The sequence below is a fragment of the Candidatus Kuenenia stuttgartiensis genome (assembly GCF_900232105.1).
In the GTDB taxonomy this organism is placed as follows: Bacteria; Planctomycetota; Brocadiia; order Brocadiales; family Brocadiaceae; genus Kuenenia; species Kuenenia stuttgartiensis_A.
Genome location: NZ_LT934425.1, coordinates 1,072,024 through 1,097,031 on the forward strand (window position 1 = coordinate 1,072,024; position 25,008 = coordinate 1,097,031).

The following is a 25,008-nucleotide window of genomic DNA, read 5'->3' on the forward strand; positions in this document are numbered from 1 at the left end:
CGGCCAAACTCACAGCATTTCCAAATCTCCAGGAAAAGAAATACTTCAGGCTTAAAAAAACCCGCATAATATTTGATATAAAGCCAAATCCCCCCCGAATCAGACGTTTTGAAATTTTTGTCGCTTCAAATTTATCTGATTTTTGTAATTTTATTAGTAATATTATTTCTGTAGTTCAGCAACCTTTCATCGTTTTCCAGCCTGAAGCGGGAAGGTTGGTGTCCCTTTCTGCATAGGGTAGCGAATTTACACCACTGACAGTTTTTTTCTTTTCCCGTGGTGGGGAACAATCCCTGGCGAATGATAGCCAGGATTTCATGGACGGTTGCCCAGAAAAATTCTTTATGCTGTGCCCATTCATTGTTATTTATGGTATTTTTTTGCAGGCATCTTTCTCCATTTTCATCATTCATGCAGCGCGCAATATAAACGAATGAAGCCTCGTCGAATATTATTTCAGAGGGAAGAGAAACCTCCTTTCTATAGGTATTTACCAGGAACTGTTCTGCCATTGATATGTAAAATGGCAGTTGCAATTTTTGTCCGCACACGGCCGCTTTTAATAAATGTTCAGTGCCTGCCTTTCCGGATTTGTAATCCACCAGCCGGAAATATATTTCCTGTCCGCTTTTTTTAACATCTATTCTGTCAATCTTTCCTTTAAAAAAAATTGCCGGATAGTCTTCAAATTTGCCTTTTGGCAATGCTAATTGTAACCTTGCTTCCAAAAAAGCAGGGCTATAACCCGTGTGTTCAATTTGTTTAATATCCCATGACAGGAAATGTATTAAAGCGGCGACTATTTCATCCTTTTTGAGTTCCCATAGTAGCGGATAGGGAATTGGTATTTGTTTTCCCATTTTCACAAATGATTCATTTGCAATTTTATGCAGGTATTCAACTGGATTTGTATCGGCGGCTTTCCCATCGAAATATCCCTTTTCTTTTAAATGGCAATATAATGTGTCTAATATCTCATGATAGATAGTGCCCAGTTTGGGCAATGATATGGTTTCACCCTTTTCCGGCTCTTCCAACGGTTCCAGTTGCAGTATTTCTCTCATAAAAAATTGGAATGGGCATGCGCCAAACGTTTCAAGCATCGTAGGATTAAAACCTTTTTGTACACGATTTTTGTACCAATGTTCCCCATCGGAAACAATACCATCATATGCTGAGAGATAGGGGCTAAAACATTCTATAGCCTGCAACGCTGATTTGGAACGTGTATAGGCTGCCAGGTTGCCACCGATTGCATTAATGCAACATGAGGGGTCTATATGTTCCAGCACCATACGGATCACGGCCTCATTGGGTGTAAGCAGCGATATATCTTCTTTGCATAATTTATTTTTTATGCTGCGGGGAACGTTCATTTTTACAGGAGACTTGTTTTCTTTATCCTCATTGCGGGTATGTATTCCTTTTATATTTTGAAGGATGTCCATTATGTAGTGGGAAGGGGTTTTGGGTTTTCCCGCCTCATCTGAACGTTCATAAAGAAGATAAATCCTTTCCTGCGCGGCATTGAGCAGGAAATAAAATAACAAACGTTCCTCCTCAAAACCCCTTAGTTTTTCAGGAATATGATTCCCAAGCGCTTCGGATAGTATTCTTCGGGTATGGTCCGGCAAAAATGGTTCTTCAAAAATAGCGCGTGGAAACTCCTTTTCGTTCAATCCGACAAGAAACAGTATCCGGAATGGTATGCCACGAGCAGACATGGCGTTCATAACCCTGACGCCTTTATTATTAGCGGTCCCGGCTTGGATCCCTTCCTGCTTGCAGGCGTTTATGAAAGTATCTGCAAATTGATCGTATGTAATTTCTTTATCGATACGATCGAGAATAGACAATGTGTCAAACAGGCAAAATATTCTTTCTTTAATAAAAATATCTCTTTTTATAATTTCCTGATCTATGTCTTCAGAAGGAATGTGTATATATTTATCGAGAAATAGTTTTGTTTTTTGACACATTTGAGACCAGGTCGCCTTTTCCTGCAGGGAAAGCAAATCATTTGACAACAACTGCACTATATTTTTCAGCGACTCAATCTGATCGCAGGAGATATTGATATTGTGAGGCAAAATATCTTCCTCCGCTGGCTCTGCCATTGCGTTCTTTAACTGTTCAAGTTTTGACAACCAGCAGCGTATACCGCTATGGATACCATTTGTCCTGCTAATAATATCCCAGAGATTCTGCCGTGAAAGGACGTCTTTTAATTCAGGAACAGGGATATTGAAATAGGGTGATTCCAGAATATCGATAACCATAGGACGATAAAAGTTTTCGCGATCCAGCAATAGCAATTGTTTTATCATGGTAAATAAGGGGTACTTTTCTATCGGTTCCTTGTCAAGTGTGGTAAACGGGATTGCGTTTTCCTGAAAAACCTCCTGTATAATGTTTAAATATTGCCCAAGTTCTCTTGCGACAATGCCTATATCGCCAAATACGTAACCTTTATTAATGAGTTTGAGTATTTCCTTTGCAATCACCCATATTTCATCATGTTTGCCGGATACATTGATGATGCTAAGGTTATCCAATGAAGGGGCGTCAGGCATGGATTCTCCATGCAGAGAGGTTTTTGTTTCCGAGTCTGCGTCCATTAAATAAGAAAACCCCTGTAGATCATCTGGGGGCAGATCCTCAATGTCCCGTGCGATCCCCAACAAAAATGATTCGTAGAAATGTTTAACGTAGGTAAAAACGGCATGATTTTTTTTGTAGGGCAAAAACAATATTGTTGGATAATATCTGAATATTTCAGAGAAAAAATCCTGTTCCACGCCGGTTAAATCATAGAAACCATATGCCAGTATATATTTGAATTTTCTGAGATATTCAGAATCAGCAGCGTGCTTTGCCGCCGAACGATAGAGGTTTGAATCGTGGGATATGCCGGATGCATTCAGCGTGTTTTGGAAAAGAGTAAATAACCGCGATATATCAGACAGTTTTTGAATATCAGCACCGCCGGTAAGTTGCTCATTAATAACTGCCCTTAAATCATCTGCATTAACATTGGCGTCTGTGAGGTCTTGCAGAGAATGAAACATTGAGCGGGCAATGGATGATGGCGATATTATATTTTTTAAGGAAGGTATATGATGCCTCTCCTGTTCGATAAGTTTGGTGATAATCCGTTCGTAAATAAAAGGTTCCTGCCGGATATGCCCGATATCATTTTTTGAATTCCTGCATATTTCTCTTGCCAGGAGATAGAAATTGAGAAAAAATACGTTAAGAAACGATACGTCATGTTTCTTTACCAAACGTTCCTGAAGCCTTTCAAGCATATAGTTTGTGGGAACAATAACGGCAATGGGGGATAAGGGATCTTCGCTTTTTATGGTATGCAAAGTTTCTACAAACGAGTTCTCAAGCGAGGGATGGTAGTGCCCAAATTTAATCGATAACATATGATACCTCAACCTTGTCTCTGCTTTTTTCTTTTGCCCTGTACAATGCCTTGTCAGCAGATCGCAACAAAGCACTGCATTCAGTTTCATGCGACGGAAAAGAGGAAACCCCGATGCTTATCGTCAACGCAAGTTGTTTTTCAAACATATCTTCAAAAAACCTCCTGTTGTATACGTCGGTTAGCGCGTCTGTTATTGCGGCATGTTTGGTGAACTCCATAAGCCTGACCCTGTAAAGCGCAGATGATGCCAATCCTGCATAAACCAATAGAAGTTTTCGCATATCCCTGTCATCCCAAAATCCCTTTTCTTTCTTTATCATCAGCACCATGCCTATCGCCATTTCCCCATAGTAAGGGGAACGTAAACGCATCCTCCTTCTTTATATTTGCTACTGAGGCAATCGCAGGCCGGTTCCGTGCTCATATCATTCACTATAAGTTCCTTTCCGGTGTGCAACACACCTGCAGCCTGAAGGATTCAGGAATATATCCGTTTTAATGAGTTCACCTTTCGGCATTGGCGAATATACGATTGGCATATCTAGTGTCTGAACGAAAACTATTTAACTTGTTGCTGTATTAAGAGTTGAAATTGTTGCATAAGCGCGAATCTTTTTATCCTAATTTGGAAAATATTAGTTTGACTATGATAATCTTCGTGAAAATGGCGCATTTTTTGAGATTAATGAAAATATTCGTCAAATATTTGCAACAATTAGTAGTCTTAACTATCCAATAAATAGTTGTTTAGATAGTTTTCGTTCAGACACTATCTAGTATAACGTTTCATTAAAATATCTACATTGATACCGTCATTGCGAGCTACAGCGAAGCAATCTTAAGTCTTTTGGGAACAAGAGATTGCTTAGTCGCTCCACTCCTCGCAATGACATTTTTTTACGTACACATTTTAATGAAACGATGTACTAGTATATTTCTTTCAGTATCAAGCGTCATTATTGCAAGGATATCGGGGTAAAAATCCTCCTTCAACGTCCTTCCCAAATTATTAAACAGCGATTCTTCATGCACTTCGTCATTCATAAGGCTTGAAAAATACACGAGGTGTCTCATCTCTTTGATAGTACGGTTCCCTTGTTCTATAGTATCACGGAGTTCTTCATCCATGATTTTACGCGTGGAATGTCTGATGCCACAAGCACAAACCCCTGATTTTCTCCGTTTTCTCGCTGAATACTCAATGAGGAAAAAAGGACAGGTATTTGCCGCCCTGTTTTTTACAAGTAAGTTGTTTCTGTGTGCCGGATAACGCCTTGCTCAATCAAACAGTTAAGCAGCGTCCCGGTGTTCCTACTTCAATATCATTTTCTCTGTAGTACAGGCGGCTTCTGCCGTTGCTATCATAATAAGAGGCGGAAATGAGCATCTCAATACCATAACACGGTCAATGAGGTCAACATCCAGAACGAATTCCGTCCAGATGGATGCCGTATCGTAAACAGCGTCATTGAGGCGAAACCCGTCCACCATGATAAGATATCGCGAATTGTAATCGCCCAGACGCGAAAAACCCCTTGAGCCAAGATAAGAATAATTGCGGTCATAATTCACATAAAAACCCCTTATACTTCTCAAGATATTCGTAAGTGTGCGGTATCCGTATTTCTTTATATCATCGGCAGTGACAATGCTGGCGGATAAAGATAACGGGGCTTCAGTAACCTTCTGTTTGTATTTGGATGCGGCATAAACGGTAGCAACATCTATGTCTATAAGGTCTTCGATGGTCATGCTTAGTAAATCGAGTAATGGGGTATCGGCTGGATTTTGGGTGTCTGTATACGGGTGAAACAGAGAAGGATCATTTTCTGCTTCTGCGCTGTGTGTGTAATATGATATTAACAGAAAGATAACAACTAATATGAAGGCTCTCATTGTGTTATTTTCTTAATTGACAACACCTTCGCTTTTTGAAAAATGCGGACAACGATGGCGTTATTTGTGTAGGATGGGGCAAGCGAAGCAGCCCCATCGATAAAAAAATTTCAAAAAACTAAAGTGTTATGAATCTTTCAATCTGCGAAATCGCTCGACTGAGATCACGACGAAGTCTGTGTAATCTGTGGTTCCTCTTTCGTATTTCGCGCTTATTTGGTTCTGGCTTGTACAGGTTGGGTTTAAAACTAAAAATCAGGTTTAAAACTAAAAATCAGCGGTAAACTATTACCATATGAAAAAGGCAGGGTAAAAACAATCAGCATCTTTGTTTTTACGACAGAACGGTTATAGTTTTTCAAGAAATAGTACACGTTTCACGTTGAGCGGCAGACGCTCTTCTTCCACGTATCATTTCCAGGAAACCTTCAATCCTTGTAGAAAACTGTCCAGGCATGTAGTTTTTATCGTCTACGCAATCACCATCGAGACTGAGAAAGGGGTAGCCTATTTTGTTGAGTTCTTTCTTAATAGTGGGTACGGCTGCATTATTTCTTCTGCATCCCCATGAAGAAAATACAACAACGCCGTCAACATCGTACTCACGGGCTAGCATTTTTGCTACTTCTATGCGCCGTTCCAACGGACCGTTATACGTATTCATGATATGTTTTCTGGCAAGGCTTTCGTATGGTTTTTGCACATCAAGCTTATCCCAGTAAACATAGTTTGTTTCTTCAAAGACAATTTTAACATTCTCTTTTTCTTCAAGATTTTGCAGGAAATCCACATTGAAATAGGGTTTTAATTCCAGCCAGAGAATTTTGATTTGATTTGTGGGCGGGATTTTTGGGGATTTTGTCTTATTTTCTGCAATCTTTTCGCGCAATTCATTCGCCAAACTGGAATAAAATTCCAGGGCTAATCCGGAACCGATAAGCAGATAGGTGGGAAACATAAACCCTAAGGCACTGCTGCCTTTCAGAGGGCAAAGAGGATCTTTTCTTAATTCGTTGATTTCAAGAATCTTTTCCCGTGTTTTGTTTGAGTATTCAAAGGCTCGTTCTAATGCTTCATGCCTCATCTTTCTCCCTGTTGTTTTTTCCAGATATTTGACGAGATCTTCCAGTTGTTTGGCAAGGTATTGAACGGAATATTCATCTTCTTCGTAAGGGATGTCTATCACGATCGTGTCCTTTCCCGTCAGACATTCACACAGTTTTGCTGTTTTGGTATTGTTGTCACAGAGTGTTGACGTGGCGACCTGTAGAATATTCCTCGGAAAAATGTTTCTATATGCATGGCCGATTGCAGCGCGGTGAAAGGTGCAGATATCAGTGGAAACTCCTCGTGATTCAGCTTCTATAAGGCCGCGGGAACTTTGGCCTATTCCGGCAAAAAGGGCAGCTCCGATCTCAAGGCAAAAGGGATAAAGCCCCATGGCAAACAATATTTCCGAGGGGACAAACATGGTTGTCCATATAGTCCGGTCAGGATGCGCATACACGTTAAAAAGATGTTTTACCCCGACGTGTATCTGCACTTGCAGCGAGCGGAACCCACCGATTTTCTTGTTGCGGAAGAAAAAGAGGTATATCTTATAAAGCCGCAATCCTTCTCTGATAAGCAACTGTGAGTGTCGCTGCATGAGCGAGGTTGCCCATTCCTTTAGTTTTAAAATTAATGACATAAAGAAAATTCTAACGTATTTCTTATTTTGGGGCAACCATTAATTGTTCAAGGAAGGCTTCAACGCGTGTTTTGATTTGTCCTTCGCTGCTTAACGAGTAGTCACAATTCAAATGGAGAAGCGGGATATTTTTTTCATAGAAAGTCTTTTTTATCATGGGATAATCCAGAAGATTATGGTCGCAGAATTTTAATGTATGATAAATTGCAGCATGGATTGATTTTTCCTGCATAATCGTTAATGCCTTATTAATCCTGTCAAAGATATTTTCCATCCGGGAGCAGGGGCTTCTTTTGATATACCGTTTTGCAATGGACAAAATAGGCTCTTCGTTTATGCTCACCACGGCGTCAAAATACCGGCTGCCGTTACATAGGTCTTCTGCCACAACCTTTGCACCTGCATCCTCTATAATCTTCATTATCTTTTCATTCTCCATGATACTACCCCAGATGAATAACCGCGGTACTTCGCGTGTGTCGCGTACACCTTCACCCTGCTTAATAATATGCGTTAAATAGGTGTTAAACTTCTCTGGAACTGCATTTACTCCTTTTTTCAGCAAGGAAAACATCTCGTATCCCGAATGGGCAATATATCCGTTCCAGTATTTCTGCAAACATTGTCCTACTTTTTCCCGTACCGAGTTATAGACGACAATGCTCCGGTTGATGTCGTCAGGCAGGATTTTCATGGTGAAGTACGACTCGAGTTTCTCTTTAAATTTCTTGAGCAGGTTGGCGTAATAGTAAACCGCAGCGTCATCAATATTTTTAGGAATATCCAACATATAGTTAAATCGCCCTTTCCCTTCGTCCATTTTTACCCAGGCATCGTAAAGGCGCCTCATCCCGTCACAGGAATTGACAAATACCATTCCCTGAAAATCCTCCAGACTACCTTCAATCTTTCTATCGGTAACAGCCTTTATATAAGGGCAGATGTTTCCGCAGAGCACCTCGTCAGCGGCGCATGAATCATGTTCTGTCCCTTTAATCCTGACAGGATGAAACCCTGCGGCATGAATAATTTCTACCGGGGTATAAGAACAAAAATATCCGATCTTGGGCAAATTGCTTTCTTCAATGGAAAAATCCGCGATAGAAGTTTCAAGTAAACTTTTGCTGTTGTCAGATCCTGACAGCGACACAGAGACGTTGCTTTGCGCCTGCGCTTTTTCCAGCGCTATTAACGCCGCCCCAAGCGCACCGTTAATTTGCGGCTCTCCTGAGATTTCAATTTTGCAGCCCAGGTTTTTTTCCAGCTCCGTTACTACGCCAATATTTTTAGCAACGCCGCCTGTCATGGCAACCTTTTGTTCCAACCCTACCCGTTTTACTTGTGCGGTAATACGTTTTGCGATTGAAATATGCAGTCCACGGCAAATATCCGCCGTTTTGTGGTCGGCGCCAATAAGCGATACAACCTCCGATTCTGCAAAAACGGTACAAAGGCTACTCACGGAAACGTTATCTTTTCCGTGCAGGGAAATCTCTCCCATCTCCTCCAGCTCAATTTCCAGTGTTCTTGCCATAACTTCCAGAAAGCGGCCGGTACCGGCGGCGCACTTGTCGTTCATAACAAAATCAAGTACATTGCCATTTCCATCGATTTTGATAACCTTACTGTCCTGTCCGCCAATATCAATAATTGTCCTGGCGTCAGGAAAGTAATAATTTGCACCTTTTGCATGGCAAGTGATTTCCGTTATTACTTCATTGGCAAAAGGAACTTTTACGCGCCCATAGCCTGTGGCTACGATATAGTTAATATCTTTTTCTGTAAGATTATGCTCTGTAAATATTTGTTGAAGGGTTTTTTCCGCAGCTTTTTTACTGCTTGCACCGGTTGCGATGATTGTTGCAGAAAGGATCTCCTTCTTATCATTTAAAAGAATTCCATTGGTTGACATAGAACCAATGTCTATTCCGATAGTATACATAACTATAAAATCTCCTATTTTAAGATTATTCCGTTTCTGGTTTCGGCGGTATGGTGCTGACCCAAATATTTACAACAAAGAAGCCTATGGCAATGACTTCGATACCGGCAAAAATTTCTACCAGGGGATGAAGCGGGCGAAAGCAGACTAAACCTACAAGCCCGATATTTGCAAGATAGAATTGAAGTGTGCCTATTTTAGGATAGGCGAGAGGCCTGCCGGTAAATCTGGGCAGTATATGATATCCAACACCAAAGATCATCATGGACATCCATCCCAAAAGGTTTAAATGTACATGAGAAAACAATAATTGAGCGGGATAGCTTTTCATGGATATCATAACGGTACCAAGTATTGCCGCTATAAAAAAATAAACCAGGCTTGCCCGAAGAAAATTTTTCGAAAGAGGACTCATTTATCAAAAGCTCCTTTTTAAGAAAGTTGTTGATTTAAAAGAACTTAAATCAAATTTATAAAGAACCTAACAAAAAGGGTAAGAATATATAAAAAATATGGATTGTCAAACAAAAAATTATTGTTACATAGTAATACTTAAGATTACAAGCGTGACCCAAAAGTATGTTCAAAAGGTCAATTGCCCTGTCGAATCGTGTTATAAAATATCGTGTATGGTGCGTGATCAATTCGGGGGGATTTCTTCTTTTTTCTGAGTAACTTCTTTTTCCGGAGTCGCTTCTTTTTTCTTTTGCGTTTTTAGTTCCTCAATTTTTTCCGCATAGGAGCGTACTTTATTCGCTACGCTTTCAGGAATAATTGTAACCAATCTTTGCATACCTTTTCCTATGGGGGCTGCTATTTTTGAGGTATTCACCCTATCGCGTGTTGATTCACTGCAGAATAATAAAACGCCAAAGATAATTACTCCGCAAAAGAGAACCCCTTTAAAAATCCCCAAAAAACCACCGAAAAACCTCGACCCAACAGATATGCCGCTTTTATTGATAACGATTTTTAACAGATTTGTAATAAAACACGTTACGGCTAAGATTACTCCGAAAATGGTAAAATAACTCAATAAATCCGTAACAGATTGAGACAGAATGCCTTTCAGGATATTGCTAATTACTCCGTGGAAGAAAAAAGCGGCAAAGAAAGAGATGAGCAGGCATCCTATTCTGAGAAACTGCATTACAGGGCCGCTGACAAATCCAAATAGTATTGCAAAAAACAAAACACCAAAAATCGAATAATCAATCCATATCATTTATGGCCATTCCCTGCCTTTCTTTCCTTCTTTACTTCCTTATTTGTACGTAAGAAATCATTTGCGATACCCCTGACAAGTTGTTCCACGTTTTCCTGAGAGAGTTTTATTGAAATCTTCGGGTCATTTATGTCGCCGCGTATCTCCAATGGGATGGCATTTTGCCTGAAAACAATCCCTGTAATCTTTTCTATGCCCTTGTTTACGAATCTTTCATTCACCGTGACATTTGCTTTATAAAATAGTTTTCCTCCGAATTCTATCATGCCTGATACCTCCATCTTTAATAGCTGACTATCAACGATTACTTTTGGGGTATACATTGTTTCCTCCTCGATCAGCACTTCTGTTTCTAATAAATCAAAAGAATAGCGGTCGTCGATGGTAATAATATCTGACAAAGCAGAAAAAAGCACATTGCTTTTAACATAGCCGTTCCGGACGCTGAGGGTAAAGCGGCCTTTAATATCTTTGCTTGGGATATTCCCGCCAAACCCTTTTCCACTCAGATGTCCTTCAATGCTCAGAATGCCACCTGCTTCGCTTCCATCCTTTTTAAATAAAGGCAAATCACGGAGCACAGGCATTTCTTGTGTTATGTAAACATCATGCGCTTTGATTGTTATATTAAATTCCGGCATATCTCTTTTGAGTTCCATAACGCCGTGAAGATATGTTTTGCCGCCATTTGCTTTGAATTGCACATGAGTAGTTATCTCGTTATCTTTAAGAGAAAGTGTATCGGTAAACAAGTCTTCAATCAATAAACTATTTTCGTAGTTTATTTGTTTAACCTCAATTTTTTCAAAAATAACCTGATTCCATAAGAGGGGAAACAGCTTTAATGTACCCTGTATGTCATCAAACTGTGTTGTAGTTTCCGGGTCATTGTTTTGCTTTTGCAGAATAATAAGAGAAATACGGATTTGATTCGGCCAGTGATATGATACCGTGCCTGTTTGAGCGGAAGAAGGAAGTTTGTTTTCCAGCAAGAGAACGACTTTTTGCGTGATGCTTTTTTCAAAGAGAAGAGTGGGAAATACGAAAATGGAAATAGCAACAACAAGAGCTGTTAAACAGAAAGAAATTACCAACCATTTTATCCATAATACTTTTTTCTTCTGCATTTGCATATTTGTGTGAAAAATTGGTCATGAGTCATTAGTCAATTGTAATGGGCAACCACAAGGAACGCCCCTACTTGCGACGAATTTTTTAAATCTGTGTAATCTGTGGTTCCTCTTTTATACTTCGTAAAATTATGCACCTGTTAAAGGGAGTTTCCCGAAAAGATTAAGTACCTGAGGCATTATGTCCATTCCGGTAATAATACCCATACCTCCCCGTGTACAATCCCGCTCATTAAACGCAGCGACCTTGTCTACCCGAACACCGGTTCCGCGAAAAATGATGGGGATTGGATCACCCGAATGGCTTTTCAATGCACAAGGGGTTGAATGATCTCCGGTTATTATTAATAATGTATTTTCCGATGTTTCATGAAAAAGCCTCGCCGCGTGGTCGATCTTTTCGATAAATTCTTTTTTACCTCTGAAATTTCCATCTTCTCCGAAAGAATCTGCGGCTTTTACATGTACAAAAACAAAATCGTAATGCTTCAGGTTGCTGATTGCCGCCATGAATTTAGCTTCAATATCGGTGTCCGGCAGGCCTGTTGCGCCGGGGACGTCAATAACATCCATTCCCAGGTAAGCGGCAACTCCCTTATACAACCCACCTCCTGCTATACAACACCCTGAGAAAGCATAACGTTCTTTAAAGCAGGGAACCTCTTTGTATTGTCCTGCACCGCGCACTAACAGATAGTTCGCCAACAATTCTCCTTTTTTTCGTCTTTCTTCGTTTAAAGGGTGTTTTTGGAGAATTTCCCATGCCTTTTTCAAAAAAACATTCAATATTCGCGCGGTATGTTTTGCTTCAATAGACTCATCTAAAGGGGTAACTTCCCTTACAGGGACGTCCGGTTTGTGCGGATCGGCATCAATAATGGCACTGGAAAGGCCTTTCCCTCTCATTACCACAGCCGCACGATGGCCGGTTCCAGGTTTAACGAGAAATGTAACGCCGTCGATTTCTATGCCATCCAGCGCCTGTGCTAACGGTGCTACCCCCCTGATTCTGCCTGCCCTGCGGTCTTTAATAATAAAATTTTCGTCTACCGTGCCGAAATTTCCACGCAGGGCAACGTCGCCTTCCTGTAATTTCATACCAACGCCGGTCACCTCTATTGTTCCGCGTCCTGAATAATATTCTCTATAATCATAGCCTAGTATGTTGAGATGTGATGTGTCGCTGCCAGGCACACAACCACGGCCCAAGCTGTACATCATTCCGCATTCAGATTCGGAAGCCAGTTTGTCCATGTTTGGCGTTTTTGCCGCTTCCAGTGGGGTTAAATTGCCAAGATCTTTTATTGGACGGTCTCCCAGTCCATCGCAGATGACTAAAATAACTTTTTCCAACATTTTTCTGATACTCCTTTAATGTATAGATTTTCAAATCAATACGGAATGGGGAAAGAATGGGATAAAAATGCCTTTACACACCCAAGCTCCTCTTTTTAGTACTTTATCAGTAATTTCTTTGTACCGGCTCGAAAATAAGAATACAAAAAATAGTTTAAGTACAGATACTACAACATGATATGGTTATAAAACCATTTTCATCGTTTCTGGGTGTTGCAAATGAAACATGATGACTGGTGACTTATTTTGTCATTACAAGGGTATCCGCTTGTCATTGCGAGGGTCTTTTCCGAAGCAATCTCATAAACCGTCATAGAGATCCTTCCATCCTGCATTCATTCCATTAATTAATTCTATTTTTAATTAATTCTATTTTTTTAGCCCTTGAGCCACCCTTAATTTGCTTCTCCCGCGATATGACGTTTCTTACGTCACGAAATATCTCGTAGTATACTGATTGCTTCGGAAAAGACCCTCGCAATGACAAGCTGAGACCCCCATGCAATAATGACAAGCTGAGACCTTTTGGATGGCCCTATACATTTGAACCGGTACAGAAACAGAAATGCCAGATGTTTCCGACTCGAAAGTAAGACTACAAAAAATAGCTTGAGTACATATACTACAACACGATCTGGTTATAAAACCATTTTCATCGTTTCTGGGTGTTGCAAATGAAACATGATGACTTTTTGGCAAAATATTTAATGGGAAATATCTATTTGGGAATAGGCTAAAACCCCTTCTTTGTACAAATCGTTTCCATAAATATCATTTGCGACAATTGCCGGAAAATTTTCAACCTCTAATTTCCTGATTGCTTCCGCTCCTAAATCTTCGTATGCAACTACTTCCATTCTTTTTACCGATTGCGCCAGCAATGCAGCAGCCCCTCCTGTAGCAACAAGATAAACAGCCTTATATTTTTTCATGGCTTCCAGCACCTCTTCCGACCGATTCCCTTTGCCTATAGTTGCCTTTAGCCCCAGTGACAATAATAGTGGTGTATATTTATCCATACGGTAGCTTGTGGTTGGTCCGCACGACCCGATTGGCATACCCGGCGGAGCAGGGCTAGGCCCTGTGTAATAAATGATCTGGTTTTTTATATCAAATGGCAGTTCCTTGCCCTGATCGATGAGGTTTGCAAGCCTTTTGTGCGCGGCGTCTCTTGCAGTGTAAAGTATGCCGCTGATCATGACCTTATCTCCTGCCTTTAGTTGTTCGATAATGGCATCTGATAAGGGTGTGTTTATCGGTATAATATTTGTCATAATCGTTTGCTCCCCAGTATTGCAATTTTTACCCGATGAGAATGGCAGTCTATATTGACTGCCACAGGCAGGCTTGCAATGTGACAAGGGTGACTCTCCACGTGTACTGCCAGGGTAGTTATCATACCGCCCAGTCCTTGAGCGCCGATTCCCAGATGATTTATTTTATACAGAAGTTCTTTCTCCAATTGCGCCGTTTCAGGATTTTTATTCTCCGAACCTACCTGACGCAACAGGGCCTTTTTCGCTAAAAGGGCGGCATAATCAAAGGTACCACCTATTCCCACTCCTACAATAATTGGAGGACATGGATTCGCCTTTGCTTTCTCCACAGTTTCCACGACAAAATGAACAACTCCCTCACGTCCTTCCGCAGGTGTGAGCATGGCAATCCTGCTCATATTTTCGCATCCGCCCCCCTTTGCCATGAAAGTAATCTTCAGATGATTATTGGGTACAAACTCTGTATGAATAATAGCCGGGGTGTTATCATTCGTATTCACCCGTGTGAGGGGGTCTGCTACGATAGATTTTCTCAAAAACCCCTCTTTGTATCCTTTACGCACCCCAGCATTGACTGCATCGTGGAGTCGTCCGCCGGCAATTTCTACATTTTCTCCAACTTCTAAGAAAACAATTGCAACGCCGGTATCCTGGCATAAGGGCATTTTATTTTCATGCGCGATCCTTGAGTTTTCCAATAATTCGGAAAGAATTTCTTTTGCGACAGGTGATGCTTCTTTTTCACTGGCAAGCGCCAGGGCATTGACCACGTCACTTCCCAAATTGAAATTTGCGTCCTGGCAAAGCCTGGAAACTGTCTCTGAAATTTCCGATGCGTTAATCCTGATAGGTGTACCCATATCGAATCGCCCTTATATTTTCATCAAAGAATTGCGACGGAAAGACGGTGTTAAAGTTTATAGTCTCAATATTAATTCCGATTTTTTGTAATAACTTGCCCAAGGCAATCATATTAACAAAAACAGGGCTGTTAAAGCATTCTGTAGCAATTTTTCCAAAAGGGATTCTGTCACTTTCAGGACAGTGTAAATCACACTCTTTACCCTCTGTTCCGCATGCAGCGGATTCAATAAGAACATATTTTGCCTTGACCGTAGTATCGAGTATGCTTGAAAGCTGAAGCGCAATATCTGCTTCTTCAAAAAAAGGGACTTCGATAGGTTCGTCGGAATAAGTAATCTCTGCTTTGATATTGCCGCTGCGGACAGCCGCATCATAAACAAGATTAAGGGCAACTTCTTTTCCTGATTTAGCAAGGATATTTGCCAGAATATGCGCCATAAGCTTAATGCCCTGGCCGGCTTCACCTGCCAGTATGATTTTTTTTGTACGGTGTTCACCGGGAATGGATGTAATTTTCTTTACCATGAAAACAACGCCAACTCCAAAAAAATTTTTAATGGTGAAATACGAATATTTAGTTTTTTAATCTGTGCAATCTGTGTAATCTGTGGTTCCTCCTTTCGTATTTCCTGCTTGTTTGGTTCTGGCTATGCCAGCTTAGGATTTTAGATAAATTATGTTATCTTGTCAAAAAAATACTTGTGTGCAAAACAAATAGTAAATGATTAATTTTTCAACACCCTGTCCGCTTTTGCCCCAAATAAAATGATTGCATTTTGATTGTTTTTTTATGGCCACTTACAGCCCACCTATATCTTTCTTATTACTAAGTACTTACATTTGAATATGTTAAAAATATTAAAAGTTTTCATTGGCATATATATTGCGTATTTATGAGTGAACATTGATAAAACAATGGTTAAGGTGTTTTCGATTGGGCATCTGGCAACAGTATCTTTAAGCAATCAATATTCTAAGCAGTCATCATGTTGCATTTGCAATACCCGGAAACGATGAAAATGGTTTTATAGCCATATCATATTGCGGTACCTGTGTTTGAGCTATTTTTTGTAGTCTTATTTTCGAGCCAGATAACATGTATCTATTAGAATACGTTTAATAAATTTGAATTCTATTGTATAAATATTAAGGGAATACATATCTATGCCCTCCTCGATAGCTAAGGATTTTTTTACAGAAGCTGAGAATTTAAAGAAAAAGGGATATTCTCTAAAAGCGGTGAAAGCTTATAAAAAAGCAATAGAAGCCGACCCTTTTTTTCTTAGCGCTCATTACAACCTCGCACTCCTCTATTATCAACTTAAACAAGTAGATAATGCCATTTTGCATTTAAAGAAGGTAACCGAATTAAATCCCACCGATGCCTCTGCATTTAACAATTTGGGTGTTATGTATTTTTCAAAAAATATGTTTAAAGAGTCTGAAAATTGTTTTGAAAAAGCTTTAGGAATTGAAGTGTATTACAAAGAGGCTAAAAAAGGTCTTGAGAAAGTGCGTCTTAAGCTAAAAGGGAAAATAAATAAAAACAGACGATTAAACGTTGGTTTTGTAAGCATTTGGTTCGAACGTGGACAATCGTATGTAACTAAAACATTGCGGGATGTTGTTGCACAAGAACACGAAACTTTTGTGTTTGCCAGGACAGGCGGGGTTTATGATCGCCCTATGTTGCAAACAGACGGTATATGGGATGTTCCTAATTTAACAACATTTGGGAAATATGAGATATCTCATGAAGTACTTGGGAAGTGGATTGATAATAATAAACTGGATATGGTGGTTTTCAATGAAGAATATGATTGGTCTTTAGTTAAATACGTTAAAGAAAAATCCATAAAGGTTGTCACCTACCTTGATTATTATAAAGACGACTGGAAACCATACATGTATTTGTACGATGCTGTGCTTTGTTCCACAAAAAGAACATACAATCTTGTTAAAAATTTTTGTAATGCCTATTATGTCGGATGGGGAATAGATACGGAACTTTTTAAACCGACAAATAATAGTACAGAAAAATATACCTTTTTTCATAATGCCGGATGGTTAGGTATCAATTATCGCAAAATGACGCCTGCCGTTATCCTTGCCTTTGAAGCGGTATCCCGGTATTTGCCAGATGCAACCCTCTTTATCCATGCACAGACCGCACTGGAAAAACTTCCGCCAGAAGTTTTGAATATCGTGAATAATACTCCGCGCATAACCTATCATGTCGCCACCGTTCCAGCACCGGGTCTTTATCATAAAGGCCATATCCTTGTTTTTCCTTCCAAACTGGAAGGGCTGGGACTGCCTTTACTGGAAGGAATGGCATGTGGGCTTCCAGCCGTTGCCACTGACGCGCCGCCAATGAATGAGTTTGTACAGAATAACTATAATGGCTTGCTGGTCAAAGTCGCTAAAAGGTTCCTCAGAGGGGATGGCATCTCCTTTCCAGAGGAAATTGTAGATATAAATGATCTGGCTTTTAAAATGCATTTTCTGGCTAAAAATCCGGAGTTGATTAACAAAATGCAGCAAAATGCAAGGAATTGTATTGATAACTATGACACCTTGAGTAAAAAGGTAAACGAAGTAATTAACGATATTCTTCGCGACAAGAATAGGATTAGCTATAGGAAAACGAGCGTAAAATGCTAACAATACATCTGGTTGGTGCACAAAAAACAAATTACCCCTGGGGTTTTGAAAACCATCTGATTTCGGCATTAGAAGAGATGGACTGTAATATCCTTAGTACGGATTTTCGACAAGAACGACACAATCTCCAAAGACTATTGCAGCAAAAAGCTGACCTTGTTCTCGTTTGTAAAGGTGAATTCATACCGCCGGAATTGATTCAATCTATTCCTTACCCAACCGCCTTATGGTATTGTGAACAGATTGGTAACGATACCGCAGTAGATTACATCGCACTTGTCAGAAGAAAAGAGCTGGAATATAATGCAACTGCTTTTGATTATGTCTTCTCTCATGATAAAACCAACCTACAAGTTTATAAAAACATCGGTTGTGTAAATGTCCACTGGCTACCTTGCATCGCCGTAAATACAAAAATTCACAAAAAACTTGAAGTATCGAAAAAATATGACGTTACCTTTATTGGTAACCAAACCCCCCGACGCAAAAACATTCTTGTTGCGTTGGAAAAGTATTTCAAGGTCTTCACTCCGAATATATGGGACAGTAAAGAACTAAATGAAGCCTTTAATGAATCCAAGATCATTTTAAACATACACCTTTCTGATTTACTTAATATAGAAACACGCATAGGTGAAGTACTTGGGTCCGGTTCGTTCCTCCTTACGGAAGAACTTCCCTGCAAAGACCTTTTTATTGATGGAGAACACTTAGTACAATGGCATCAAGGGGATGTTGAATATCTTATAAAAAAAATCCACTATTACCTCATCCATGAGGATGAAAGGGAAGGAATTGCAGGAAAAGGCCACCATTTTGCTATTGAACACCATAGCTTTGAGGAAAGAATGCGCCAACTATTGGCAACCATAGATTTCAGCAAGAATAAATGCGGCGCAGAGAGACTTTGATCAAAAATGAAAATTTCTATAGAATGAGCATAAACCAATGGCCTTTCACATTCCATTAGAAGAACAGATCGACAAGATCAGAACACATCTTGCAAATATAGGCAAAGTATCTACCCGCAAGGTTAGGCCTCGAATCTTCGTAGTGGTACATCATGTCAATTGGGAAAAACACGGATTGGTAGATGGATGGGCAGAGATTGCTGACGTTATTCACTATGATTGGGGAAATTCCTTCAATCAATATGCTGCCGACTGGCATCAAAGAGGCAAACCAGATTTTAACAAGGTATTACTACGGCAAGTTGAATTAGCTCATCGTGAGAAGACGATAGATCTCTTGTTTTCTTACCTCTCGGGAAGATGGGTCTATCCATATACTATTCGGGCTATCGGTAAAATGAACATAATAACAGTAAACATTAGCCTTGATGACAAGGTAAAATTCTGGGGTTATCAAGAGCCAGGTGGTCTTTCTGGAAATGCTGAAATTGCGCCTGAGTTCGACCTCTGCATTACCACACAATCAGAGGAAGATGTTCAAAAGTATATTAGCGTTGGCGCCCGAGCCTTGTTTCTTCCACCAGGAGGAAATACCCACTCATTTTCTCCAATACCAGCGCCCAGAGATATTCCTGTTTCCTTTGTAGGCCAATGTTACGGCACAAGACCTCATATCATTGGGTGGTTAATAAGTTGTGGGATTCCAGTTCAAACATTTGGCAAAGGCTGGCCTTCAGGAGAACTATCACACCGTGAGATGAACGTAATCTATTCCCGTTCAGTTGTAAATTTAGGCTTCGGCTTTATTGGGGATTCTCCACATCTGACAGGATTAAAAGGTAGGGATTTTGAGGTTCCCCTCATGGGAAACCTCTATTTGACAACTTATAATCAAGTCCTGGAAAACTGTTTTATCCTTGGAGAAGAAATTGATTGCTATCAGAATGAAACGGACTTACTTTCAAAATTACAATATTATATAACACACCCGGATATTGCCTTAAATATAGGAGCAGCAGGAAGAAACCGGTGTTTGCTTGATCACACATGGACTAATAGATTTAAGATAATTCTAACCGTTACCGGTCTTTCTGATTCCTGTATAAATTCTCATACATAATAAGTCCATATGTTTAAAATCATGAGTGTTTTAGGTACTCGTCCAGAAGCCATAAAACTTGCACCAATAATTAAAGAATTACAAAAACATTCAGACACTCTGAAAAGTGTTGTTACCGTTACCGCTCAACATCGTCAAATGCTCGATAGCGTCCTGAGTGTCTTCGCGATAAAACCAGATTACGATATGAATATTATGGATAAAAATCAAGGGCTAACCGATATAACATGCAAAGTATTAAAAAACATAGAAGTGATCTATGAAGAAGAACAGCCTGACTTGGTTTTAGTACAGGGGGATACAACTACTGTTTTTGCCGCCTCATTGGCCGCTTATTATAGGAGAATCCCTGTGGGACACATAGAGGCGGGATTACGATCAAGTAATAAATACCAACCCTTTCCGGAAGAAATAAATCGAAGACTTACCAGTGTCATAGCGCATTTACACTTTGCGCCAACTGATGAAGCAAAAACAAATTTACTAAATGAGGGTATATGTGAAGACCTTATCTGTGTAACAGGTAATACAGTGATAGACGCCTTACTTGAAGTTGCAGCACAGGATTTCACATTTGATAACGATTTACTGAACAACATAAAAGGCAGAATGATCTTAATTACAGCGCATCGGCGAGAAAGTTTTGGAAAACCGTTCATTGATATCTGTAATGCAATCCTGACGTTAGCGAAACAATATCCGGATGTTACTTTTGTATATCCGGTACATCTCAATCCAAACGTTAGGAATATTGTATATCCCATGCTAGGCAACTTATCGAACATCATGCTTATCGAGCCGCTAGAATACATGCCTTTTGTTCACTTAATGAAACGAGCCTGTATTATCTTAACTGATTCCGGGGGCATTCAGGAAGAGTCCCCTTCCTTAAATAAACCTATCCTGATACTTCGCGAAGTCACAGAACGCCCTGAGGCTATAAAAGCGGGAAGCGCAAAACTCGTGGGCACACATTCCCAAACTATTATTCGTGAAACAACTCGTTTATTGGAGGACACACAGGAGTACGAGCGGATGATCAATATTGTAAATCCCTTTGGCGATGGAATGGCATCTCAACGAACAGTAAATTTTATTAAAAACAAATTTATGGAAAACAATAATAATACTGCAGGGAAATATTAGTTCTAATATTCAGTATAGATGATATATTGGATGAACCGCGCTAAAATGAAAAATATAAATAAGCATTTAATCTCCACCTGTAAAATATAAAAAAATCACCTCATGAAAAACTTGCACAGTCCAACAATCTCCGCCTGCCTTATCGTAAAAAACGAGGAAAGATTCCTGCCTAATTGCCTCAACAGCGTTAAGAACGCTGTTGATGAAATAGTAGTTGTTGATACAGGTTCAACTGATAATACCGTAAATATCGCAAAAGAATTTAGCGCTAAGGTGTATTTTTATTCATGGAATAATAACTATAGTGAGGCAAGAAACTATGCAATACGCCATGCTACCAAAGAGTGGATTCTTATGATCGATGCGGATGAAGAGCTTGAGCAGAATGATATTCCTGTATTGAAACAATCGATAAGTAACGATAATTATAATGGTGTTATTATTGCTATATACAGTAAAGTGAAAAGTGGGATGCACAAGTTTTATAACACACGGGTTTTTCGCCGGGAGAAGGCATTTTATAAAGGTATTATCCATGAACAAGTGGTGATTGAAGGGAAAAGGCTTCCATCGGAGATACATCTTTATCATTACGGGTATGATCTTGACGAAGATACGATGCGGAAGAAATGGCACAGAACAACTCAATTATTGGAAAAACAAATAGCGTTAAACGATAATGATAGTTTTGCATGGTTGAATCTTATCCGTAATTATTGCACACAGCAATTGTTTCGGGATGGTATTAAGACCGGAAAAGAAGCGCTAAAGAGAATTACACCCGAGGCGAATTTGCATCATTTTATAATGATTCTGTATGAAATGGCAGATTGTTATCTCAATACCGGAAATACCGCAGAAGCAAAAAAGATGTGCCACACCGCTTTAGCTAAATTAAGGGAAATGAATGTTGCGCCGGAAAATATTGATATTGTTTATACACTGGCTTGTGTGTATTTAAAAGAAGGAGATTGTAATAAAGCTATTGAATATTTTAAACATTTTTTGACATTGCGTGAGTGGTATTTGAAAAATATCAGCGATTGCCTTATGACTGATACCCTGGGATATGATTATTCCGCATATAACGGGTTGGGTTTTTGTTATGGCAGTATGGGACAGTGGGAAAAAGCGGTTGGTTTTCTGCAAAAATCGATAGTCTCAAATCCTAAATATATTACCACCTATAAAAATTTAGCTTCATGCTATTCTGCAATGGGAAACAATACGGACGCTATTAATACTTTATTGCGGTCAATTTCCGAAAATATCGCAGATCAGGAGATTTTTATCCGCTTGGGAGATTTATTTCTGAAACAACAGGAGTACAAACAGGCGATATCATACTATGAAAAGTATTTAAACTTGTGTCCTGAAGATAAAAATGCCTTGTTAAAAATATCTGCATGTTATGAAGAATCAGGCTATAAAGACACCGCTCAAATCGGATATAGCGCATTACAGAAGTGGAATAAATAATGCTTTTCTCTTTAGAAATAGGAAATGTTTTATGACCAAAGACCCTGAAAACAATAACCACAGGTCCACCATATCGGCATGTATGATTGTGAAGAATGAAGAAGGTTTTTTGCCCCAATGCCTTGAGAGTATAAAGGGGGCGGTTGACGAAATAATTATTGTCGATACCGGTTCTTCTGATAAAACAGTGGACATCGCAAAATCGTTTGGCGCAAAAGTATATCATCATCCATGGCGCAACAGTTTTAGCGAGGCGAGAAACTATTCTTTGGGTTATGCTACATGCGATTGGGTTTTGCAAATAGACGCGGATGAAAAACTGGAGCGGGAAGATATTCCCTTATTGCATAAGATTATTTGCAACTCCGCCTGCAATGCCTTTTATGTAGCTATCTACAGCGAGCTTCCCGGTGGATTGTCAAAACATTATTTCACAAGAATATTCCGCAAAGGGAAGGCTCATTACGAAGGAATAGTACACAATCAACTTGTGCATGAGGGTCATTCCCGTCCATCTGAAGTGCGGATGTACCACTATGGATACAATCTGTCCGCAACGAAAATGGAAAAAAAATATAAACGGACAGGGGATCTTTTACGGAAACAACTGGAAGAGAATCCTGAAAATATTTTTGCGATAGCTAATCTTGTAAGAAATTATAGAAATGAGCGCAATTATGATGAAGTGATAAAACTAGCAGAGAAAGGACTGGGAATATCTGAACCGGCTCTCGACCTCTCAACAAAAAATCAAAGGCAAAGGATCAGCATTGACCTTGCTTTCGCGCTGATGCGCAAGGATAGGCTGGACAGAGCGGAAGATGTGTGCAAAAAGGCATTGAGGGAAGATCCTGATTTTCTCGATAATTTGTTTATGTTAGGTGACATATTAAGCAGAAAAAAAGCTTTTCACGAGGCATTGGGTATTTACCGGAAATTTCTTGTCGTTAAAGAAAAAGACCGCAGATCTCCTGATTTTAATTTACTTATTGTAGATACCTATGAGTACGAACATAAGGTGTATAACAACATGGGAGATTGCTACAGAAATCTGGGTTTACGGAACGAAGCGGAAAGAGCATATAAAAGAGCAATAGAGATTTTTGATAAAGAAACACTGTGTTATTCAAGCCTCGCCCGTTTTTATTTATCACAAAACCGTTTAGATGAAGCTGCAAACGTACTTGATTCCGCAATACAATCAGGAATCGCAGATCATTTGACATTCTTATTGCTGGGTGAAATAAAAACAGTTCAAAACAAGACAATTGACGCCATAAATTCTTTTAAAATGGCAATTCAAAAGGATGAAAAAAATATAACGGCATATGCTTGCCTTATAAATGTATTAATTCAGTCAAATCAATTGGAGGAGGCGGAAGGATTGTTAAAAAAAATATCCTCCTTTTATCCACATCATATAATAGTTAAATGTATTAATGAAAAAATTAATTCCCGGCGTGGTGATAAGGATAGCGCCATTCAGTTTGTGCGTCGTATAATAGCGTCTAATCCTTCGGATAATAACGTATATTTAGAACTCGGGAATCTCTGTTTAGAGATAAATGAGTATGCGCTGGCTATTGAGGTATATGAGAAGTTTTTAAGAGGCTCTTCCGCACAGGATGCAAAAATATTAACGAATATTGCTATGTGCTACGCTGGTTTGGGACAAGTAAGACCGGCAATTGTCGGCCTGAAAGCGGCACTCGAAATAGACCCTTCTTATCAATCTGCAAGAAAGAATCTCTCTATTTTGGAGAAAAAGTGAAGGGGAATATAAGATATATTAAAATCAGATTTTTCCAGTAATAATTCTTCCATAAAATGGTTAATAATTAACCATCTTACCAACCATCCTTATAACCACAAGCACCGTCCCCAGGGAAAAGAGTACCACCGTAACGAGGGACAACGGGATACTTGGATTATTTTTGATAGTGACGAAAACCCCTGGCACTGTTTTAATATCAAGAAATGCAATCTTTGTTCCCAAAATTTCCTTTGCGTTATGTTCACCAACGGTAAGGTATATGCTTTGGGTTTCCCTGTTTTGGGTGGTGGAAAGTAGTTTTACCACGGGATAGCGATATTGGGGTGGCATGTATAAATCTACCATTCTGGTATTTTGGCCGTTTAAGGTGAAAACTTCATTTGCCTTAAGATTGTGCATCCTGTCTCCGACTTTAAGTACCACGGAAGAAACCGTATTCCCATAATCACGCAATAAGACTGCTAACGCTCCATTATTCAAAACTACGGGATTGTTATAACCGATTGTATCTTCATATTCGGCACCGTCTTTTCTTACTGAGACATAACCCGTTATTTTTTTAGGCATGCCATTTGGATAAGAACTTGTATCAAGACCTGTCACCTTCATTTCAAAGCCGCCCATGTCGGTCCATTCTTCTGAGACAGAAATTGGAGGCGATAAAGAACAATACAACCCCCCAATAAGATGTACGACCAAGGTTACTATAAAACCAACATGCATAATTGATGCCCCATATAAAGGCACTTTTTTAATCCCTCCTCTCACTTTTCGAAGGACAGAATCCGTGGTGCAGAAGAAGGCGTTTATGCCGTAAATAATGCATGCAAAAAAAAGTAGATAAAACCAGATGTGAATGGGTTTCTTATGACTGAAGAAAAAGATAATATCTTCTCCGGAAAGGCCGGAATAATGATAAGGATAAAAATTCATTATAAGACTTCCGATGATAAGGAGTCCTGTAACTGAAAATCCAATAATTATCCCTAATTTTTGGGACTTAATAAAATCATACACCTTTTTCATTTTTTCAATAGAACCTTATCTAGAAATATCCGGATTTATTATGTGGCTTGTTTACAAATTTTCGTAAAAACAAAA

Annotated in this window: 20 protein-coding genes; 6 read left to right on the forward strand and 14 right to left on the reverse strand. The window is 39.5% G+C overall.

Annotated features, from left to right (window positions below; all coding sequences use genetic code 11):
* Window positions 1–131 precede the first annotated feature (131 nt).
* From KSMBR1_RS04965 to KSMBR1_RS05025, 13 genes are all read right to left on the reverse strand, one after another.
* A complete protein-coding gene (locus KSMBR1_RS04965) occupies window positions 132–3,431 on the reverse strand; it encodes a PD-(D/E)XK nuclease family protein (RefSeq protein ID WP_164994668.1) in 3,300 nt (1,099 codons plus the stop codon).
* Window positions 3,418–3,804 carry a diguanylate cyclase gene (locus KSMBR1_RS04970; protein WP_099324329.1) on the reverse strand — a complete coding sequence of 129 codons (387 nt, stop codon included), beginning with the start codon at window positions 3,802–3,804 and terminating at the stop codon, window positions 3,418–3,420. The genes KSMBR1_RS04965 and KSMBR1_RS04970 overlap by 14 nt, the downstream gene beginning before the upstream one ends.
* 526 nt (window positions 3,805–4,330) lie before the next feature.
* The gene (locus tag KSMBR1_RS04975; protein ID WP_099324330.1) at window positions 4,331–4,561 is read right to left on the reverse strand and encodes a hypothetical protein; all 231 of its coding nucleotides are present in this window, start codon (window positions 4,559–4,561) and stop codon (window positions 4,331–4,333) included.
* 183 nt (window positions 4,562–4,744) lie between these two features.
* Entirely contained in the window at window positions 4,745–5,329 is a 585-nt protein-coding gene (locus KSMBR1_RS04980) for a TonB-dependent receptor plug domain-containing protein (protein ID WP_099324331.1), read from the reverse strand.
* Between the two features lie 358 nt (window positions 5,330–5,687).
* Window positions 5,688–7,019: a 2-hydroxyacyl-CoA dehydratase subunit D gene (locus KSMBR1_RS04985; protein ID WP_099324332.1), complete on the reverse strand. Its 1,332-nt coding sequence runs from the start codon at window positions 7,017–7,019 to the stop codon at window positions 5,688–5,690.
* 22 nt (window positions 7,020–7,041) lie between these two features.
* Window positions 7,042–8,961: an acyl-CoA dehydratase activase gene (locus KSMBR1_RS04990; RefSeq protein ID WP_099324333.1), complete on the reverse strand. Its 1,920-nt coding sequence runs from the start codon at window positions 8,959–8,961 to the stop codon at window positions 7,042–7,044.
* Between the two features lie 25 nt (window positions 8,962–8,986).
* A complete protein-coding gene (locus KSMBR1_RS04995) occupies window positions 8,987–9,376 on the reverse strand; it encodes a hypothetical protein (protein WP_099324334.1) in 390 nt (129 codons plus the stop codon).
* 225 nt (window positions 9,377–9,601) lie between these two features.
* A complete protein-coding gene (locus KSMBR1_RS05000; protein WP_099324335.1) occupies window positions 9,602–10,186 on the reverse strand; it encodes a CvpA family protein in 585 nt (194 codons plus the stop codon).
* Entirely contained in the window at window positions 10,183–11,313 is a 1,131-nt protein-coding gene (locus KSMBR1_RS05005) for an AsmA family protein (protein ID WP_157820395.1), read from the reverse strand. Before KSMBR1_RS05005 ends, KSMBR1_RS05000 begins: the two co-directional genes overlap by 4 nt.
* 132 nt (window positions 11,314–11,445) lie before the next feature.
* A complete protein-coding gene (locus KSMBR1_RS05010; RefSeq protein ID WP_099324337.1) occupies window positions 11,446–12,672 on the reverse strand; it encodes a 2,3-bisphosphoglycerate-independent phosphoglycerate mutase in 1,227 nt (408 codons plus the stop codon).
* A gap of 704 nt (window positions 12,673–13,376) precedes the next feature.
* Window positions 13,377–13,946, reverse strand: a complete 570-nt coding sequence (locus tag KSMBR1_RS05015; RefSeq protein WP_099324338.1) for a Fe-S-containing hydro-lyase — start codon at window positions 13,944–13,946, stop codon at window positions 13,377–13,379.
* Window positions 13,943–14,809 carry a fumarate hydratase gene (locus tag KSMBR1_RS05020; protein WP_099324339.1) on the reverse strand — a complete coding sequence of 289 codons (867 nt, stop codon included), beginning with the start codon at window positions 14,807–14,809 and terminating at the stop codon, window positions 13,943–13,945. Before KSMBR1_RS05020 ends, KSMBR1_RS05015 begins: the two co-directional genes overlap by 4 nt.
* Window positions 14,787–15,338, reverse strand: a complete 552-nt coding sequence (locus tag KSMBR1_RS05025) for a 2-oxoacid:acceptor oxidoreductase family protein (RefSeq protein ID WP_099324340.1) — start codon at window positions 15,336–15,338, stop codon at window positions 14,787–14,789. The genes KSMBR1_RS05020 and KSMBR1_RS05025 overlap by 23 nt, the downstream gene beginning before the upstream one ends.
* A gap of 639 nt (window positions 15,339–15,977) precedes the next feature.
* Between KSMBR1_RS05025 and KSMBR1_RS05030 the strand changes: the two genes are divergently transcribed.
* The 6 genes from KSMBR1_RS05030 to KSMBR1_RS05055 all read left to right on the forward strand — a co-directional run bounded on the left by KSMBR1_RS05030 (window position 15,978) and on the right by KSMBR1_RS05055 (window position 23,904).
* Entirely contained in the window at window positions 15,978–17,477 is a 1,500-nt protein-coding gene (locus KSMBR1_RS05030; protein WP_099324341.1) for a tetratricopeptide repeat protein, read from the forward strand.
* The gene (locus tag KSMBR1_RS05035; protein ID WP_099324342.1) at window positions 17,471–18,388 is read left to right on the forward strand and encodes a CgeB family protein; all 918 of its coding nucleotides are present in this window, start codon (window positions 17,471–17,473) and stop codon (window positions 18,386–18,388) included. Before KSMBR1_RS05030 ends, KSMBR1_RS05035 begins: the two co-directional genes overlap by 7 nt.
* 37 nt (window positions 18,389–18,425) lie before the next feature.
* A complete protein-coding gene (locus KSMBR1_RS05040; RefSeq protein ID WP_099324343.1) occupies window positions 18,426–19,508 on the forward strand; it encodes a CgeB family protein in 1,083 nt (360 codons plus the stop codon).
* 9 nt (window positions 19,509–19,517) lie between these two features.
* Window positions 19,518–20,654, forward strand: coding sequence for a non-hydrolyzing UDP-N-acetylglucosamine 2-epimerase (gene wecB / locus KSMBR1_RS05045; RefSeq protein ID WP_099324344.1), 1,137 nt, complete (start codon window positions 19,518–19,520; stop codon window positions 20,652–20,654).
* A 102-nt stretch (window positions 20,655–20,756) separates the two neighbouring features.
* Complete coding sequence (locus tag KSMBR1_RS05050; protein WP_099324345.1) at window positions 20,757–22,133, forward strand: tetratricopeptide repeat-containing glycosyltransferase family 2 protein; 1,377 nt, start codon at window positions 20,757–20,759, stop codon at window positions 22,131–22,133.
* A gap of 31 nt (window positions 22,134–22,164) precedes the next feature.
* Window positions 22,165–23,904 carry a TPR domain-containing glycosyltransferase gene (locus KSMBR1_RS05055; RefSeq protein WP_164994667.1) on the forward strand — a complete coding sequence of 580 codons (1,740 nt, stop codon included), beginning with the start codon at window positions 22,165–22,167 and terminating at the stop codon, window positions 23,902–23,904.
* A 60-nt stretch (window positions 23,905–23,964) separates the two neighbouring features.
* Here the strand turns inward: KSMBR1_RS05055 and KSMBR1_RS05060 are convergent, their stop codons facing one another.
* The gene (locus tag KSMBR1_RS05060; protein ID WP_099324347.1) at window positions 23,965–24,933 is read right to left on the reverse strand and encodes a hypothetical protein; all 969 of its coding nucleotides are present in this window, start codon (window positions 24,931–24,933) and stop codon (window positions 23,965–23,967) included.
* Window positions 24,934–25,008 lie beyond the last annotated feature (75 nt).

What these genes read in the sequence shown, in the direction of transcription:
- KSMBR1_RS05050 (WP_099324345.1), top strand. Translation starts at nt 20,757, where the DNA reads ATGAAAAACTTGCACAGTCCAACAATCTCCGCCTGCCTTATCGTAAAA.
- KSMBR1_RS05040 (WP_099324343.1), top strand. Translation starts at nt 18,426, where the DNA reads ATGGCCTTTCACATTCCATTAGAAGAACAGATCGACAAGATCAGAACA.
- KSMBR1_RS05010 (WP_099324337.1), bottom strand. Translation starts at nt 12,672, where the DNA reads ATGTTGGAAAAAGTTATTTTAGTCATCTGCGATGGACTGGGAGACCGT.
- KSMBR1_RS05030 (WP_099324341.1), top strand. Translation starts at nt 15,978, where the DNA reads ATGCCCTCCTCGATAGCTAAGGATTTTTTTACAGAAGCTGAGAATTTA.
- KSMBR1_RS04980 (WP_099324331.1), bottom strand. Translation starts at nt 5,329, where the DNA reads ATGAGAGCCTTCATATTAGTTGTTATCTTTCTGTTAATATCATATTAC.
- KSMBR1_RS05015 (WP_099324338.1), bottom strand. Translation starts at nt 13,946, where the DNA reads ATGACAAATATTATACCGATAAACACACCCTTATCAGATGCCATTATC.
- wecB (WP_099324344.1), top strand. Translation starts at nt 19,518, where the DNA reads ATGTTTAAAATCATGAGTGTTTTAGGTACTCGTCCAGAAGCCATAAAA.
- KSMBR1_RS05060 (WP_099324347.1), bottom strand. Translation starts at nt 24,933, where the DNA reads ATGAAAAAGGTGTATGATTTTATTAAGTCCCAAAAATTAGGGATAATT.
- KSMBR1_RS05055 (WP_164994667.1), top strand. Translation starts at nt 22,165, where the DNA reads ATGACCAAAGACCCTGAAAACAATAACCACAGGTCCACCATATCGGCA.
- KSMBR1_RS04965 (WP_164994668.1), bottom strand. Translation starts at nt 3,431, where the DNA reads ATGTTATCGATTAAATTTGGGCACTACCATCCCTCGCTTGAGAACTCG.
- KSMBR1_RS05005 (WP_157820395.1), bottom strand. Translation starts at nt 11,313, where the DNA reads ATGCAGAAGAAAAAAGTATTATGGATAAAATGGTTGGTAATTTCTTTC.
- KSMBR1_RS04975 (WP_099324330.1), bottom strand. Translation starts at nt 4,561, where the DNA reads ATGGATGAAGAACTCCGTGATACTATAGAACAAGGGAACCGTACTATC.
- KSMBR1_RS04990 (WP_099324333.1), bottom strand. Translation starts at nt 8,961, where the DNA reads ATGTATACTATCGGAATAGACATTGGTTCTATGTCAACCAATGGAATT.
- KSMBR1_RS05025 (WP_099324340.1), bottom strand. Translation starts at nt 15,338, where the DNA reads ATGGTAAAGAAAATTACATCCATTCCCGGTGAACACCGTACAAAAAAA.
- KSMBR1_RS05000 (WP_099324335.1), bottom strand. Translation starts at nt 10,186, where the DNA reads ATGATATGGATTGATTATTCGATTTTTGGTGTTTTGTTTTTTGCAATA.
- KSMBR1_RS05020 (WP_099324339.1), bottom strand. Translation starts at nt 14,809, where the DNA reads ATGGGTACACCTATCAGGATTAACGCATCGGAAATTTCAGAGACAGTT.
- KSMBR1_RS04985 (WP_099324332.1), bottom strand. Translation starts at nt 7,019, where the DNA reads ATGTCATTAATTTTAAAACTAAAGGAATGGGCAACCTCGCTCATGCAG.
- KSMBR1_RS04995 (WP_099324334.1), bottom strand. Translation starts at nt 9,376, where the DNA reads ATGAGTCCTCTTTCGAAAAATTTTCTTCGGGCAAGCCTGGTTTATTTT.
- KSMBR1_RS05035 (WP_099324342.1), top strand. Translation starts at nt 17,471, where the DNA reads ATGCTAACAATACATCTGGTTGGTGCACAAAAAACAAATTACCCCTGG.
- KSMBR1_RS04970 (WP_099324329.1), bottom strand. Translation starts at nt 3,804, where the DNA reads ATGCGTTTACGTTCCCCTTACTATGGGGAAATGGCGATAGGCATGGTG.